General features: G+C 42.5%; 11 protein-coding genes. 4 read left to right on the plus strand and 7 right to left on the minus strand.

What is annotated here, in order from left to right; all coding sequences use genetic code 11:
- Positions 1-5 precede the first annotated feature (5 nt).
- The gene (locus FSB73_RS19625) at positions 6-566 is read right to left on the minus strand and encodes an RNA polymerase sigma factor (protein ID WP_146786126.1); all 561 of its coding nucleotides are present in this window, start codon (positions 564-566) and stop codon (positions 6-8) included.
- Between the two features lie 906 nt (positions 567-1,472).
- Here FSB73_RS19625 and FSB73_RS19630 point away from each other — a divergent pair.
- Together FSB73_RS19630 and lnt are read left to right on the plus strand one after the other, a co-directional pair.
- The gene (locus FSB73_RS19630) at positions 1,473-4,433 is read left to right on the plus strand and encodes a T9SS type A sorting domain-containing protein (RefSeq protein WP_146786129.1); all 2,961 of its coding nucleotides are present in this window, start codon (positions 1,473-1,475) and stop codon (positions 4,431-4,433) included.
- A 49-nt stretch (positions 4,434-4,482) separates the two neighbouring features.
- Positions 4,483-6,222: an apolipoprotein N-acyltransferase gene (gene lnt / locus FSB73_RS19635; RefSeq protein WP_146786132.1), complete on the plus strand. Its 1,740-nt coding sequence runs from the start codon at positions 4,483-4,485 to the stop codon at positions 6,220-6,222.
- A gap of 190 nt (positions 6,223-6,412) precedes the next feature.
- Here the strand turns inward: lnt and FSB73_RS19640 are convergent, their stop codons facing one another.
- The 6 genes from FSB73_RS19640 to FSB73_RS19660 form a co-directional block, all read right to left on the minus strand.
- On the minus strand, positions 6,413-8,740 hold the full coding sequence (locus FSB73_RS19640; protein WP_146786135.1) for a TonB-dependent receptor: 2,328 nt from the start codon (positions 8,738-8,740) through the stop codon (positions 6,413-6,415).
- Positions 8,721-9,068, minus strand: coding sequence for a heavy-metal-associated domain-containing protein (locus FSB73_RS19645; protein ID WP_146786138.1), 348 nt, complete (start codon positions 9,066-9,068; stop codon positions 8,721-8,723). Before FSB73_RS19645 ends, FSB73_RS19640 begins: the two co-directional genes overlap by 20 nt.
- A 175-nt stretch (positions 9,069-9,243) precedes the next feature.
- On the minus strand, positions 9,244-9,741 hold the full coding sequence (locus tag FSB73_RS19650) for a hypothetical protein (RefSeq protein WP_146786141.1): 498 nt from the start codon (positions 9,739-9,741) through the stop codon (positions 9,244-9,246).
- Positions 9,742-10,278: 537 nt separating this feature from the next.
- Positions 10,279-10,464 (minus strand): IS110 family transposase, encoded by a 186-nt coding sequence (locus tag FSB73_RS27780; protein WP_225974871.1) that lies wholly within the window; start codon positions 10,462-10,464, stop codon positions 10,279-10,281.
- 44 nt (positions 10,465-10,508) lie between these two features.
- On the minus strand, positions 10,509-12,860 hold the full coding sequence (locus FSB73_RS19655) for a GH92 family glycosyl hydrolase (RefSeq protein WP_146786144.1): 2,352 nt from the start codon (positions 12,858-12,860) through the stop codon (positions 10,509-10,511).
- A gap of 105 nt (positions 12,861-12,965) precedes the next feature.
- Positions 12,966-13,808, minus strand: coding sequence for an alpha/beta hydrolase (locus FSB73_RS19660; RefSeq protein ID WP_146786147.1), 843 nt, complete (start codon positions 13,806-13,808; stop codon positions 12,966-12,968).
- Between the two features lie 371 nt (positions 13,809-14,179).
- Between FSB73_RS19660 and FSB73_RS19665 the strand changes: the two genes are divergently transcribed.
- Both FSB73_RS19665 and FSB73_RS19670 read left to right on the plus strand, forming a co-directional pair.
- Positions 14,180-15,949 (plus strand): glycoside hydrolase family 38 N-terminal domain-containing protein, encoded by a 1,770-nt coding sequence (locus FSB73_RS19665; protein WP_158639623.1) that lies wholly within the window; start codon positions 14,180-14,182, stop codon positions 15,947-15,949.
- Positions 15,910-17,217 carry a glycoside hydrolase family 38 C-terminal domain-containing protein gene (locus FSB73_RS19670; protein ID WP_158639624.1) on the plus strand — a complete coding sequence of 436 codons (1,308 nt, stop codon included), beginning with the start codon at positions 15,910-15,912 and terminating at the stop codon, positions 17,215-17,217. The genes FSB73_RS19665 and FSB73_RS19670 overlap by 40 nt, the downstream gene beginning before the upstream one ends.
- Positions 17,218-17,248 lie beyond the last annotated feature (31 nt).

Below are 17,248 nucleotides of genomic sequence, written 5' to 3' on the forward strand. Positions count from 1 at the left end.
AATTGTTAAGCCAGCATTTCCTTGTAGTTTAGTTTTAGCCTTAGGATTTTAAGCGCTTTTACAATGTGCTTTTCTACGGTAGAGGTTGAAATATGCAATTCTTTGGAGATAGCTTTATGTGAATAATCTCCTTCTCTGCTTAATAAAAAGACTTGCTTACATTTTTTGGGTAAACCATTGATGGCTACATAAAGATGGTTGTTTAACTCTTTCGTTTCAAGTTGATTGGAAAAAACGTTTTCGCGGGAGGATCTATGATAGATATCCTGGTGACAATGTTGGTGAATCAACGCATCTCTTTTGCTGTTGATTACTTTATAACGTAGTGTTTGATATAAGTATGCCTTGAACGAAAATTTAATATCAATTTTATCCGCCTTTTGGTAAAGAGATACAAAGATATCCTGCACCAGATCTTTGGACAGTGCCTGAGCGTCGGTGAGACGATAGGCCTCATTTAATAAACAAGACCAGTACCTTTTATAGATTTGTTCAAAGGCTGTCTTATCGCCCCCTTTGAATTTTTCAAAGAGTTCAATATCCGAAAAAAAGTGAATGGTATTCATAACAAAAAATTTTTTGAGAAGATTGAATGGAAGAAAACCAAAACCTGTTTATAAATTAAAAAACAAAGTTGTGTTGGGGTCGAATACTTATTATATGATTAAAAATGAATATATAGTAATTGTTAATATTTTATCTTAATAATGTTCATTTTCGCTAACTGCTGTTATTCTGGTACAATATTAAGACATATAAATCGATTTAGCAAAATATATTTTAATCTTTTTTTGTGGTAATTCCAAATATTCGTTAATCTATTTTATCATATTATGCTTTTTTAAATAGATACAGAAATAACAACCAAATGGCTGTAGAGGGTTGGGAATTGCGTGTGTTGAATTTTTATTTTTTTATTTTTTGGTAATTGACACCGTAAAATTATGGGGCTTACTTTGCTTAAAGCTGCCTGCTGGAAGATCCGGTCAATTTGCTAATGGGAAAGCTGAGAAGAATTTTTTATTTAGCGCATGGATGCTTTTTTGGATCAGCAGTTAGTCAATACTATAATTTAAAGGCACAAACACTGTAAGGCTGAAGCTGTATTGCGGGTAGCCAGTAATTTAGTCAGGAATTTACCAAGGAATTTACGCAAAGGGAAAATTAGAACTTTATCCAAAAAAATGGCGGCAAAGCCTATGCAATGTGTCAAAAGGGAGGCGTAGGATATGCGGCCCCACTTAAATTCATTATGTGTAGGCGGGTAAACTTTGCCGCCAATTAAAACCAGCACCGCCTTGACTTTTAGGATAATTCAGATAACAAAAAATATTCATTAAAATAAACAACTCGTAAAGCAAAGTGACCAAACCATCAATAAAACCTCTGGTGAAACTATTGCTACCGCGAGCCGATTTTTAAAAAATCCAAAATAAACCAAAAACATTTAGTCATCTTAAATCCCAATAGAAATGAAGCGATTAACCCTGCTTATCCTTTTGTGCCTGGCTGGCAGTTCCACCCTTTTGGCCAATCTGACCCAAAGCCACTGGCGCTGGCATAACAATGATGGTGATCAGGCCACGGCCACCTGGAAAGCCGATCAGGACGGCGCCATTACCATATCAGATTATAAGGCCATAAGGCTGCGTTTGGCCGTCTACAACAATACGGGGGATCCAAAGACACTTAATCACCAGTTGCAATATGCCACCTCTACTAGTGGTCCCTGGATGAGCTTAACGGAGGCCTCTGACATTAATGCTTTTAATCTGGGTGGAGACAATACTTTGATTGGGCAGGGAGATGCGACGACCGAGCAGTTAACAGGTGGCGATGCCAGTATTAGTTTTGTTCCGGGCATTGTTATTACCCGGCAAGATCAAACAACGGACACCCTGCAAAATAATACCAGGACGGAATATGAATGGTGTATAAAACCAACGGCTAATATACGGCCCAATACGACTTATTATTTTAGAAGTAATGCCGGAGATCAAAATACGCCTTTGCCTTCCATTATTACAACAGCCGATCATTTTGAGTCGGCGCCGGCGACTATTTTCCCAAATGGCGGATTTGAAAGTGATCTGACCGGTTGGAGCACACTGGCAGATAATGGTAGTGTAGCTGGTTTTGAGGTGAATCAGACCGAAAATCAGTTCCATAGTGGCAGTAAAGCGTTGAAAGTAGCCGTTACCAGCAGTGGACCGGCAAATTCCGTTACCCTGACCAGCTCCGCTGTTAATTTACCGGATACGGGTGTTTATTTGCTGCGTTTTTGGGCCATCAGCGAAACCCGTAATGCATTGCTTGATATCGAGCTTGGCGCAGACGGCCCCAATAATCATTGCCATTACCAGATCTATGACCGTTTTGATAAAAGTGGCAACGGCTGGCAAATGTATCAATATGCTTTTAGGGTAACTGATCTAACTGCGCCCATTTCCCTTAAAATGCATTTTAATAGTAATGCGACTTACTATTTAGATGATATTGAAATCATTAACCGGCAAACCAATCCGAATCTTGATGTTCGTGAGCAGTATAATTGGCAAAATAACTTTAAGGAAAGTTATGGCTGGCTCTCTGGTGATAATAATAATCCGGTGTTACTGCCAGATGGAACCATAGCCTGGGTGTACAATGATTCTTTTATGGGAAATGTTGATCCGAACACCAATGTATTGAGTTCAGGTCACATTATCAACAACCTGATAGTAAGGCAACAGGGTAATGAACTTAGTTCTGTGTATAGCGGTGCAGCACCGAATGCAGCTTCGCTTTTCAATCCGGGTAACGGTAATATTTTCTGGCAAAGTGGTGGTATCATTGAAAACAATCAACTCAAAGTATTGCTCATTGAAATCAGCGGCGGCAATTACACCGGCAATAGTTGGGTAGGCTCGCTATCGTTGCCAGATCTACATGTACTGGGCTTGACTAAATTACCGGCCACTATCCCGATAAGCCCTAATTGTATAATGGCGGACGGCGATTATGATTATCTGTATTTTGGCAAATCAAGCGGAACCTTTGACATGCATACCATTGTAGCCAGGGTTCCAGCCGGGCAGTTTGATTCGCAGACACCCTGGCAGTATTATCAGCCGGATGGCAGCTGGTCCACTGATTACGAAAATGCCAAAGAGATCCTGGATGGGGTCCCTGCTGGCAATGTTCTAAAACTAGGGGAAAATAATTATGTCATGAGTGGTGTGCCACACCTTTCCAATGAAATCGCAGCCTGGTTTGCGCCCACTCCCTATGGCCCCTGGGACCATAAAACTGTGATCTATAATATACCTGGTCAGGAAGGAATTCTGGCCTATGAAGGCCATCTAAATCCTGTTAGCCAGGATGGTTACTATAGCTTCACTTATTCCGTTTATCCTTTTGTAACAGAAACAGATGGAAGTTCCGGCTCTGTTGCCATGCAGATGGCGGTTAAATCAACCTATTTGCCCATTTACGCAAGGGCAAAATTACTGGATCTTTCCCCCTATTCAGGTAAAAAGTCAGCTGACTCCTTGTTTAGCTTTACAGCTGATAAACAGGGGGCAGCCATTGAACTTAACTGGTCAGCGGCACATACCACCGATGATCATTATCAGGTGGAGCGTAGCCAGGACGGGGCAAACTGGACTGCGCTTACCAGTGTGGATGGTGCGGATTCGGTTAACCAGGGGACTTACATGGCCATAGATGCCACGCCCGTTACTGGCCTGAATTATTACCGGATTGCTATTTACAATATGGATCACCAGTTAAGTTACTCTAAAACCCTGCAAGTAAATACTGAAGATGCTTTAAGCGTGGGACTGACCCGGTTTACTGCCATCAGGGAAAACAGCGGAGGTGGAGCTGGCGTTCGGCTCAATTGGACCACCGCTACGCAGGAGGATATTAATCATGCCGGTTTTACCGTAGAGCGCAGCCGGGACAATAAAAGCTTCTACCCTATTGCAGAGATTAAAAGTAATGGGTTAACAACTGGTGAAAGTCACTATAGCTATTTTGATCAGCGCCCGCTTGCTGGCATCAATTATTACCGCCTGCGTTACGGCTCAGGTAGCAGCCTTAAAATTTCTGAAGTTCGCAGCGTTGTCATTAATACAGGTATGGATCATTACTTGAAAGTCTTTCCTAATCCAACAAAAGGCCAGATCAGTTTTAGCTTTATAGATCCTGAAGGTGCTTTAAAAAGTAGCGGCTCAAATAGCGATGCAAATAGTGATGCGAATGGCGCAACTTTAACCGGAACGATTCAGGTACAACTAATTAATATGTCTGGCAAGGTCATTTTAAAGCAATCCTTCAACGCACGCCAGGATGGACATTATGTACTGAAAAGTCGGCCTGCAGCTGGAATATATCTGTTACAGGTGAGGACAAGCAGATCAAAGCAAAGTGCAAAAGTGATCGTTAAGTAATAAAATTAATTCTCCTTAAATCATGCAGTAGCAATAATAATGGGCGCCTATGACGCAAAAAAAACATCCTTCTGGTGAAAGTAGCACGCCAGTAAATATAACTTTGTGGGCTTTGCTGGCTGGACTTATGACCGGTGCTGCTTTTACGCAGTTAAATGCCTGGCTGATATGGATTAGTTTTGTACCACTTTTTATGTGTTTAGGCCAACAAAGACCTAAGACTGCCTTTAAGGCGGGCCTTTGGTTTGGCGTAGGGCTGGCTGCATGCCTTTTTTGGTGGATGATACCTGGAGTGCAGCACTTTACAGGAAGTAAGGCTGGTTTAGGGTATGGGCTGATCGCATTTTTTGTTAGCTGTAGCTTGCTTAGTCTGTATTTTGGCCTGATTATGTGGTGGTATCCGGGGTTGACTTGCCCAGTTAAAAGCAATAGAACGGCACAAATCCCTAAAGAAACTAAGGCGTATAAATCTGCAAAGTCCGGCAAATACGCTAAGGCATTACCTTTGGCTATGCTGATGCCTGCCTTAACGCTTGCCTGTATTTTTACGGTAGCTGAATTTTTGCTGGGATGGCTTACAAGCGGACTGCCCTGGTTGCATTTACGGGTTGGATTGCCGCTGTCAACCAGTTTTGTTTTGATCCAGCCAGTGAGTTTATTTGGTGCGTCTATTCTTAGTTTTGTGGTTATTTTTGTAAATGCGCTATTCGCGTTTATTATCCGGGCAAAGGCATGGAAGTTACTTTGGATCCCTGTTTGTGTTGCCTTGTTGTATGCGGTGAGCGGCTATTTACTGCAAAATAATTTTAGGCGTGAATTAGGTCGTGATGTTGGACGAGATTTTGGTAAAGACCGTTTAATCGAAAAGCAAACGGGAAACAATAAGGGAAGCAATACGGGAAACAATAAGGGTAAAAATTTCACGCTCGCCATTGTTTCTGAAAATATTGCACCTCAGCTAAAATGGGATAGTATTGGCGGTAATCAGTTAGCCGAAAGACTCTTAGGTTTAAGCCGTCAGCTAAACGCTTTGGCTTCCAAACCTGTTATGGCACTTTGGTCTGAATCTGCCATTGCGTGGACTTATCAAAAGGATGACGATTTAGTACGAGCCATTTTACAAAATACAAGGCCTGCAGGTATCACGCATTTATTGGGTATCAATACAGCGACGCTTCGTTCAGATGTTGTATACAATTCCCTTTATGAACTGGATCCAGACGGTGGTGTTATTAGTCGATATGATAAACAGGTTCTTTTGGGTCTCATTGAGAAGCCAATTGGGAATTTGCTGATCCCTTTTTTGAGTAGTGCAGGTTTTACGGCTTTGCCAGGACCTGACGGGGGAACCCTGCCCACAGCCTATGGTAAAGCAGGGGTTTTAATCTGCAATGAATCCACTAACAGTACCCTGGCCCGCAAAGCCCTTCACAAAGGCGCTACTTTTTTATTGAGTCCAGGCAACGACGGCTGGTTCATGAATACTTATCTAACGGATCTGCATTTTTATAATGCCAGACTCAGAGCCGTTGAAACCAGAAAAGATATCGCGATTAACAGTAATATGGGCTATTGCGGTCTGATTCAGGCATCCGGTAAGATCCAGTGCAAACAAAAATCGGGACAACCTGTGATTTATTCCGTACAAATTCAACCTAATAATTTGGTGCCTTTCGGGGTAAAATACCCACATGTACTGCTTATTAGCTGCACTCTTTTTTTGGTATGGGAGATTATTTATAGATACTTCCATTGGCGGCAAGTAAGCACAACTGAGCCGTCTAAATAAGTAAATCTGCTTTTTTATGGCGGGAATCAAAAAAAACACTATTTGTTACCGGTCATAGCTTAAAGTCAGCATTTAAGTATAAATAAAAGCGTAAGTAATGGCCTGGCTAGTGTGGCCGCTACTTACGCTTTTGTCTGTATTCATTAGCAGTTTTTGATTGTTAAGTGAGACTGCTAACATTTAGTACTTCTTAGAGACTATATCTAAACCCGATATACAAATTTCTGCCCATAACAGGTCCCCATACCTGAGAGGCGTCAAATCCAGGATCCTTAGGATTTTCTGCTAGTAGTATCAATGGTTTTTGCAGATAATTCGTCAGGTTTTCTACCCCTGCGTAAATTTCCAGTTTATCTGTTAGTAGACTTTTATTGAGCTGTGCATTCATCATAAAAAAGGATGGAGATGATTTTTCCGGGTAAATACTGCTCATGGGTAACCTTTTGGTAGAAGTCCACTGCAGGGTATAATTGAGTTTCCATTTGCTGTGGGTTTCGTAATTGGCATTTAGAAAGGCTCTGTCCTTTGCCACCAGTGGTCGTTGCTTTAGCACACCATCATAAGTGGTTTTTACATCCAGATACCGGTAAGCCAGACGCAGGTTGAGTTTATGGATAAGCTCATAATCCAACTGAAAATTCAGGCTGTGCGCATAGGATTTACCGGACAGGTTATAAAAGTTCACCTTTTCAGGGGTTTCATAGTCAGTTACCAGTTGGTTGTTGAAATCCGTATAATAATAATCTGCCGTAAATGATCCGTCCTGATAACCCAGGGTAAATTTCTGGGTAATATTCAGACCGGTATTCCAGGAGACCTCTGGCTTGAAAGGATATGCATCTTGTTGGGCATTATTTAGACTTGTGCCGTTTAGCAGAAACTGCCGGTTGCTGGCCATAAGACCGGTATTCTCTGATAGAAAATTAGCCGTTCGCTGTGCCCTGCCAATGGAAGCCCGTATGGCTGTTTTCTCAAAAGGCGCATAACGAATATGGAGTCTGGGCGTTACAAAACTGCCAAATAGATTATGATGGTCAGCGCGTAGTCCTGCTACAATATTTAATTTGGATAAATAGTTATAGGTGTATTCTACAAAGGCGCCTGGTACGATTTCATTACGCCGCATGCGCCAGTCATTAAAATTTTCTTTAAAGTTGTCCGCCTGAAAACTGGCACCGACCTTTATGATATTATCTGTATTGGAGATAATGGATTGGTAGATATAATTTGCATAAAAGCTATTTTGATGGCCGTTGTAGGGTCTAATGCCATACAAATTTTTTTGCTCGTGGGTGACGCCAGATAACTGCAGTCCCATGCTTTTGTAAGGTTGATCGACATAGACTTTACCTATCTTCGCCCAGCCTTCCAGTCGCTTAACCGTGCTGTGATAACCCCAAAGGTCTGATGCAGCATTTACTGGCGCATCTTTGTTGTATTTATATTCCATCTGTCCTCCGGTACCATTCATGTATACCCCCTTTATACCTCCCTGGATCTCCAGTCCTTTTGGACTAAAATAAAACCACCTGTTGGAACCTACAAAGAGGTCTCCGACCGGATTATCCATAAAACCATCTTTATTCTGGTCATTGCGGTGCCAGTCAGATCTGCCATATAAAAGTAAATTTGTACTTGTCTGATCATTGAGCTTATGATCAAATACGAGATTGCCTTCTGTACGTCCCTGCGTACTTTGATAACCATTGATTAGCAGTCTGGGGGCAGAAGCTTCAAATGGCTTTAGCCATTCTGTATTAATCTGACCAGCAACCCCTTCATAACCATTTACCACTGATCCTGTACCTTTACTTAACTGGATGCCCTCCAGCCAGGTGCCTGGTGTAAATGTAAGACCGGTAACAGAGGCCAGGCCTCTGTTTTCTGGTATATTTTCTCTGGTATAAAACGTATTGGAGCCGGCTAATCCCAGCATCTCTATTTGACGATAACCACTTATCGCATCGGTATAACCAATATCCACAGAAGGTGTTGTCTCAAAACTCTCGCTTAGATTACAACAAGCCGCCCGTAGCAGCTCCGCACCACCGATGCGTTCCTGCTTAATTGGCCCCAACAGACTGATTTCGGTGCTTTTCCTTTCATAACGAACCGTTACTGCGGATGCGTCAATTGGAGCGTCCTCTGGATATAATAATACAGTCAGACTGGATGAATCTGCATTAAAATCTTGTTTAAAACGAAGGGTATCGGATCTGTAGCCAATATAGCGAACGACTAGTTTTGAAGATCCCTGCCCTTTGGTCAAAGGGAGCTTAAAATGGCCATTTTGATCAGATATAACACCTCTGGTGGCCTTCAAAAAGGCCACACTCGCTCCTTGTAAAGGTTTTTTATGCTGTGCATCTAATACGGTCCCTTCCAGCGTGGAAGTGCCGGTTGCAGGAAAATCGTATTGCGCTTTTACGGTATTTTCCAAAAAGATGCCAGATAAAAATAACCCGGAAATGAGTAACTTAAGATAAAGCTGCGCTGGCCTAATGGCTGATCTGGGCATCTTTATAGGCGCAACAAGAGGGTAGTTTATTATAATCTGCCGGCAGGGCTTTTATATCCCCAGCATCATGGCCTGCCTTGGCAATACTTGTCTCAATGGTTTTGAGTGTTGTTTTGTGCTGGTCAAATATAACAACCAGTTTTTTGGTGGTCATATCCCAGTCGGCTTTTTTGACGCCCTTGATGAAGGCGGCGTCTTCTATTCTTGCTTTGCATTTTTCGCAAATGCCATCCACAGATATTGTATCGGTTATGATTTGTTTTTTTTGCCCAAAACTAAGCTGCGTTGTAATGAGTATAAAACTTAATATGATGAATACTATTTTCATGATAAAGATTTTCTTTCTATTGTTACTGACAGCGCCATTTTAATAAATGACGATAAACCAATCACTCAAACAGAAAACAAATAAATTATCCAATCAGTTAATTAGTAAATGACTGAAAATAAAGTAATTATTTGTTTTAGGCCGTTGAGCTTTAGATGAATTTTAATAGAAATCTTTAGCCGTAGTAAGTCAGTCTTTTAAATAGCTTGTATAATGGAACTTGGTTATTGGGCGGGCTACTGGTCGCCCTCCAGCTGTTTTGTATATTAAGGTTAGCTGCCTGATAGGTTGCATAATCTGGCAGTATGGATGGCAATATATGGACTCCTTGAGCGAATACTAAGTTTATGTCCGTATTAGCCGGTTGATTTGCTACCAGCTTTGATTGTAATACTATTTGTGTACAACAGCTTTTTTGATTAGACTTAGTCGTATAATCCCCCGCATAGCCTTTATTGTCAGTTGCTTTGGTAATACCACTATTTGTTTTTGTTATATCCTGCCCCATTTCCAGGCAATGCATACCAGCACAGCAACAATTATTATTATTGTTGTCTATAAAAGAAATAGAGACGGCTACTTGCATGACATCACAGCTTCGCACCGTTACGATGGATGCAGAAACGGACATGGCATACAGTGCCATTAAAAATATGGTAACTATCTTTTTCAAGTGCACCAAAGTTAATGGACTTCTGGGAGGAAAAATTGTTAAAATGCGCTCGTTCAATATAACAAAATGTTTGTGTAGCTTTTTTTAAGTTACCGGTATATACGGGAAATACAACCTTATACATGGGGTAAAATCATTAGGACATTCACCAAAGCAATCATTTTCATTTTTGGTCAATTCTCATCATAAGGTGCCAATTGGATAATCTCGATTTATTCGGACCGCCTGATATCAATTTAACGGGGGGGGTATATTCTCACTTGTTTAGCTGATGGCCGATCTTATTTTGTTAGTCAATTGAATTTCTCTTATTTCCTGTCATTATTGGAGCGTCCAGATCGGTTTTATCCCCCGTTTTTGCCACTTTTCATCAGAGTTAGCTTAAGCGCAAAAAAATATCAGCAGATTTTGTGTACTGCAAGTTCTTGCTCGTTTTTTACTTAAAATTATATAAACATTTAACTAAGTATTTTCGCTTCACCAATCATGCCCAAACAATATTGTTGCACATATAGTGCAACAATCATAACTTTTGCACTATATGTGCAACAAAATAGGGCGTAAAAAATATATCTTATGCTGCAAATCGTTGCAGGTTTTTCTGCTGGTAATATTTTTAATTTGTTCTGGTATAACTAAATACATTTCAAATCCTTGATGAATGAGAAAGGTAAAGAGCGACTTCCAGTATACACCAGTTGACTCCATGGCAACAGTATGCATCACAAACGTTATTTTTGGAGAAACTTAAGCGCCGTTACCAGGGACTATTCAACAACTCCCCAGGATTTATTGGGTGTTGACCCCATCACGAGTTCCAGTGTGCCTCCTTTAGCAATATCTGAGTGCATTAAATAGCATTTATCGTAAGTTTTGCCATTGAGTTTTGCCGATTGGATATAGATATTTTCCTTACTATTATTTTTTGCAATAATTGTAAAACTTTTGCCGGTACTGTAAGGGGCTGTTAACTTAAAAGTGATTTTTGAAAATACCGGTGACGTGATTTCATAACGCGGATCGCCTGGACAAATCGGATGTATGCCTGCCGCTGCCAGTACATACCAGGCGGACATTTGGCCTACATCTTCGTTGCCTACCAGGCCTTCCACATTATCGTGATAGGCGCCACTGCATATTTTTCGAGTCCATTTTTGTGTAAGCCAGGGTGCCCCTACTCTATTAAATAAAAAAGGTATGTGATGCACTGGTTCATTGGCATGGTTATAATAATCATTCCACATAAAGTTTTCCGGCGTGTGTTCAAACATATCCTCCAGCTCTGCTTTTACCTTTTGATTGCCGCCCATAAGTGCCACCATGCCCTTCACGTCCTGGGGGACAAACCAGCCCTGCTGATAGGGATTACTTTCAATGGTGCCATAGTTCTGTGTGAGCCTGCCTTTGGCAGGCCAAGGCTGCCAGGAACCGTCCTCGTTTTTGGGCCGGAACCATCCTTTTTGTGGGTCAAACAGGTTTTTATAATCCATTGATTTTTGCTGGTACAAGTTCGCCACTTCTCGATGTTCCATGGCGCTCGCAATGCGCGACATACACCAATCGGCATAACTGTATTCCAGTGTTTCAGAGATGCTAAGACCGCCCGGGGTATAACCTGAAGGCCCGTTATCAAAGCGTTTTACTGTTCCAAGTGCATACTTAAAGGCCTTTTGTTGGTCATAGGACCGAATGCCCTTGGCATAAGCATCTGCAATAACAGACACAGCTGGATTGCCGATCATGCAACCGCTATATGCGTTCAAAATTTCCCAACGTGGTAAATAGCCGCTATCTGTCTGATCAGACAGCGTAATTAATGAATTGATTAAATCACTAACCAGGCCAGGATTAATGATGGTCTGTAGTGGCATTTGACTACGGAATACATCCCAGCCACTAAAAATCGTTCTTTTGGTAAAATGCTTCGCCTCATGTACTTTGCCATCTCCTCCCAGATATTGCCCGTTTACATCTGTTACGTTTCTGGGATCGATCATCGTATGATAAAGCGCCGTATAGAACACTGTTTTTTCCTCCTTGGTCCCGCCTTCAATTTTAATTTTACTGAGTGCTTTATTCCATAAATCTACTGCCGCGCGATGCAACCCGTCAAAATCCCAGCCTTTAATTTCACGGGCCAAATTGGCCTTGGCCCCTGCCTGACTGGTAAAAGAAATACCGGTTTTCATTAAGACCTGTTCCTTATCCTTGGTGGCAAAGGCTGTATAAAAGCCAATATGTTTACCCTTAAAGGATGATTGGTTTTTAAGTACCTTCGCATCTGCCACGATTTTTTGATAGCGATCACTGGTAACGGAGGCTCTTTTGCGGCTGATTCCCATAGGTATATCGGCCGTCCATACGCCGTAATCTTTTAAGGGTTTGCTGAACTGGGTATAAAAATAGACGGTGTAATCCGCTTTACCTGCACCATCTCCCCAACCGCCACCATCTGGCGTACACCGCATCCAACCTTCAATTGTATGCTCATCCACGACACGGACAAACTCTTGTGTGGCTGTGCCGCCGACTCTTCTGGCCAGATCGATCTGGATCCTGGATAGTTGGCTGGCCGGAAAGGCAAAACGCAGCATGCCACTATGCGGCGCTGCGGTCATTTCAGCTTTCACCTGATACTTTTGTAAAAAAACACTATAATAACCCGCAGTGGCCTTCTCGGAAGCTTTATCATACAAGGACCGGTAGCCATTTTGAGGATCTGTTAATTTTCCGGGGAATGTTTTTAATTCTCCTGTCGTAGGCATGACCAAAAAGTTACCCAGGTCTCCATACCAACCGATACCACTCATTTGGGTAAAAGCAAATCCTTCAATACTGGTGTGTTCATCACTATAGCCTGAGCCGTTATCCCCACCTGTAATTGTATTTGGGCTCACCTGCACCATACCGTAAGGCGTTGTAGCACCTGGAAAAGTCTTACCCAACCCATGGTAAATACCCGCATCCCCTACACTGGTACTGGCGCCAATCATCGGATTTACATAGTCAGCAACAGAGGTACTCTGCGCTTGGACCGTATTTTGAGTACTGCAAATCAATCCGATCAATCCTAGGGTTAAAACATGTTGTAGCCAACCTGGGGAAAAAACTCTTGTCATACTAAAATGGGATTATTATATATAATCTATTGATATATTGTTGTTTACGTTTCGTAGGTCGACTTTAACTCGTCATGCCAACCTGATGATTCGCCCTAAAGATCCCTAATTTTTTGAAAGATCGAAAAAGTGATGCATAAATAATAGCTCAAATTGAATAGAATTGGCCCAATATGTCCAGGTATGTTCACCAGGGCGGGTGATAAAGTCATGGTCAATTTTATCATAAAGGAGCTTTTTATGGAGTGCCACGTTTTGCTGGTAAAGAAAATCACTTGCGCCGCAATCAATAATGAGCTTCAGGGAATCATTGACCAATTTATGGGTCAGATATAAAATGCTGTGCTCCTCCCATCTTTTGGGGTACTTACTGTAGGGCCCTAAAAGCTTATCAATCCCAAAGGAACCGGCCAGCCCTGTCAAATCTACTGCTCCGCTCATGCTGCCGGCCGCACCAAAAGTATCCTGATGCTCAATGGCCAGATAGAGCGCACCAAAGCCCCCCATGCTTAGTCCCATAATCGCCCGCTTGTCCCGGTTGCCATATGTCGGAAAATGCTGATCAACCCATGGCACTAGTTCAGCTGTAATAAAAGTTTCATACTGGCTGTGCTTATCCACCGGGCTATTTAGATACCAGCCGGCAAAGCCTCCATCCGGACAGACAATGATCACTTTATACTGGTCTGCATAGGAGGCGACTGCAGGCACTTTTTTAATCCAGTCGCTATAATCACCAGAATAACCATGCAGCAGATATACCACCGGCAATTTGCCTGTTGTTTTATAGTTTTCAGGCAGGATAATAACCGTTTTCATTTTTCGATCCATAGACTGACTGTAAAAAGAAACGGTATCAACAGTCGCCGCCTTGGCTTTTTGCCCACAGTAGCATAATAGGATAATTAGCCCTATCCATAAATGGCCTTTCTTAGTTCTAATTTGCATTGATGATGATTAAAATAAAAAATAGATTAAAATCAGATTAAATAGGTGAATACAGCAGCGCTTTTATAATTCACTATTAGAAAGTAACATAAGAGAAGAAAATCCGCCATTAAAGGGAACAAAAAAGGTACATATTATTTTCTCTAATAATGGCGGTATTTAGGGCCGGATGTGACTATAATAAAGTGATGGATTCCATTCACTTTCTTTTACTTATGAACCGCAGTAAACAATTCGTCCATTTTATTTTTGGAAAAACTTCAACATTTAAGGTCGACCTTTATGCAAAGGGCAGCTGGTGCCCAATTCAACAAAGGGCAACCTGTATTGGCAAAAAAGGACTCTTGGCTGTGCTTTTTTTGATAATATACATGGGGACTTCTTATAGTCAATCCGAAACAACCCCTGACACTGCTACACAGGCTTATTTTATTGATGGGTATCATGGCGGCATCTGGGGACATTTTCCTTATAAATATGCTTCTTTTATTGCAGATCAGATGCGGCGACATCCTAAATGGAAGGTCAATCTGGAAATTGAGCCTGTAACCTGGGATTCTATTGAGTCCATTGACCCAAATGGCTATCTGTTTATCAAAAAACAGCTGATGGACACCACCGGCTCGGCTCGGATGGAATATATAAATCCAGCCTATGGCCAGTCTTATATGTTTAATATCTCCGGCGAAAGCATTATTCGGCAATTCTATTATGGCATGCAGACCCTAAGGCGGCATTTTCCGGGAATTCAATTTTCTAGCTATAGTTCAGAGGAGCCATGTTTTACCAGTCAGCTGCCTGGCATTTTAAGCGCTTTTGGGTTTAAATATGCCAGCCTGAAAAATCCCAATACCTGCTGGGGCGGTTATACCAGGGCGCATGCGGGAGAATTGATTTATTGGAAGGGACCGGATGGCAGTAGCCTGCTTACTGTTCCCAGATACAGCACAGAAAGCCTGCAAAAAGGCGCTACCTGGCAGACAATTGCCTGGCGCAATAGTCCGGATTATATAAACGGAGCCATCAAAAGCGGCATTCAATATCCCGTGGGCATGTGCCTGCAGGATGCAGGCTGGACCGTAGGACCTTGGTTGGGTTCAACTAATAAGGATCTTCAGCTGAATCAGAAAAGCGCAGCCACCTATCCCAGGTCAGTCTATACGACTTGGAAGGGCTATTTTGCAATGGCAAAAGCTGCTTTAAAAGCACAAGTAGATGGTGATAATGCGCATAGTGACTCTCTATCCATCCCTGAGTGGAAATTGTCTGAGGAAGATATCCAGGTCAGTCTGGTCTGGGGTGGTCAGATTCTGCAAAGGGTGGCAAGGGCAGTTCGCCGGACGGAAAACCGGCTCATTACGGCAGAAACCCTGACGACTTTAAATCATTTGTTTGACGAAGATCGTTTTCCTACTTCCAGTCTGGACAAGGCCTGGAAAAATCTACTGCTGTCTCAGCATCATGACTGCTGGATCGTTCCTTACAATAAAAAGCACGGTCGCAACTGGCAACAGCAAGTAAAGCGCTGGACAGATACGGCTCTTCATATTGCAGACAGCCTGATAAATCTTAATGCGGCTAATCAAGCAGTTGCAACGCTCGCCAAAAAGACATATAAAAAGAGGCGCCAGCAATTCAATCAAAGTATAGAAAAAATACCGCCCAGTCCATTCAAAAGATCTCGCTTACTTAAAATCTATAACAGCACTGGCAGCAAGCAAACGGCCATGGTCAGCTATCAGTTGCCTGCTGAATTACTAACGGGTAATGCCGGGAAGATGGATTGTGCCTTCCAGCTGCTGGATCCAGCGGGTAGGAAAGTTGATTTTCAGGTGGTGGTATCCCAAGCTGGGGATAAGCAAGGATCGCAGCAAACGGCAACGATTTATTTTGAGCCGACGGTTCCTGCTATGGGCTATGCCATATACCGCTTGGAGGGGCCGGGCGCTTTATCTGGTCAGCGGCAAAAAATGCAAAAAGAAACCATTACAAACCAGGCAAAGCACGTACAAGTAAAAAATCGCCCGAATAATAATGGCCAATATAATGCTGTAGCGAACCCACGAAATATTATCCGACAACTAAAAATGGACTGTTTGAGTTGCAGACAGCACGCTATAAATTACGGGTGTCCCCATTAAAGGGAGGTGCAATTACCAGTTTGCAATTAAAAATTAACCAGGGACAGGGCAAAAAGGCCACCACCCATGAATTTATTGCCGTAAACAAAGGTGGAGAAAGTGCTGGTCTGAATGTTCTACGCGGTTATTTTTATCATCAGCAACGTTTTCGTAGCAGTGATGAGCAGCCAGCCAGGGTAACTGTATTAGCCAATGGCCCCTTATATGCGGCGCTTAAGATTCAGGGCAGGATTGCAGATGCACCCTTTACGCAGATCCTTCAATTATCCCAAAACGACCCGCTGATTAGAACCAAATTGATGATTGACTGGGCCAGGTGGGCGGGTGATCCAAAAGATTTGGGCATCGGCGCCTTTAACCAGGAGCCCTTTGACAATAAGGATCCTAAAAAGGCTTTTTATAACAGCCGTTATAAACTGCTAACCCTATTTCCCGTAAACTTTAAAAACGTCACCATTCAAAAGGATGCGCCCTTTGATATTTTTACAAGTAGACTGCGCAGCACTTTTTTTGATCGCTGGGACAGTATTAAAAATGATGTGTTACTTCACTGGGTAAACCTTCAGGCAAGCGATGACCCATACGGATTTGCCTTATTTAGTACCGCTACGACCAGTTATGCGCATGGGCCCGGTCTGCCACTTGGACTTACCACTCAGTATATTGGCCGTGGGCTTTTCGGTGCTGATTATCAGGTTCAGGGTACCACAACCATTGATTATGCTTTTATGCCCCATGCAGGTGATTGGAAAACAGGTGATGCTAAACCGTTGGCAGGCGTATCTAATGTAACTGTTCCGCAAGCGGCTGAAACTTTTAATAAACCGCTGGTATTGGTCGATTTAGGGGCAGGTGCAGGCTTCATGGGCGATCATAAGCAGCTAACACAAAGCTTATTGACCCTACCTCAAAACAGTGGCTGGCAGGTCAGTGCGTTTAAAATGGCGGACACCGAAGCCAGGCAGGATGATCAGCAAGGATCTGCAAACAGCTGGGATGACAAAAAAGGTGACAAGACAGCAGATAAGCAGCAGGACAAAGTTAACCAAGCGGGTAGCTATCTTTTGCGCTTATTTAATGCCACTGGTGATGACCAGCTGCGGCAAGTCGCCTTGTCTTTGCCAGAGGGACGCGAAGTCAGGCAAGTTGAATTAGTGGATCTTGCCGGAAATACAATAAGACAGTTGTCTTATAATAAAAACAGGCAAACATTTTCCCTTTCCATACCGTCATTAGGTATTAGAAATATACGGATTAGTTTTTGGTAATGGGTTTAAGGTAACATTACAGTCAGGTGGT

The organism is Arachidicoccus ginsenosidivorans (assembly GCF_007971385.1).
Taxonomy (GTDB): Bacteria; Bacteroidota; Bacteroidia; order Chitinophagales; family Chitinophagaceae; genus Arachidicoccus; species Arachidicoccus ginsenosidivorans.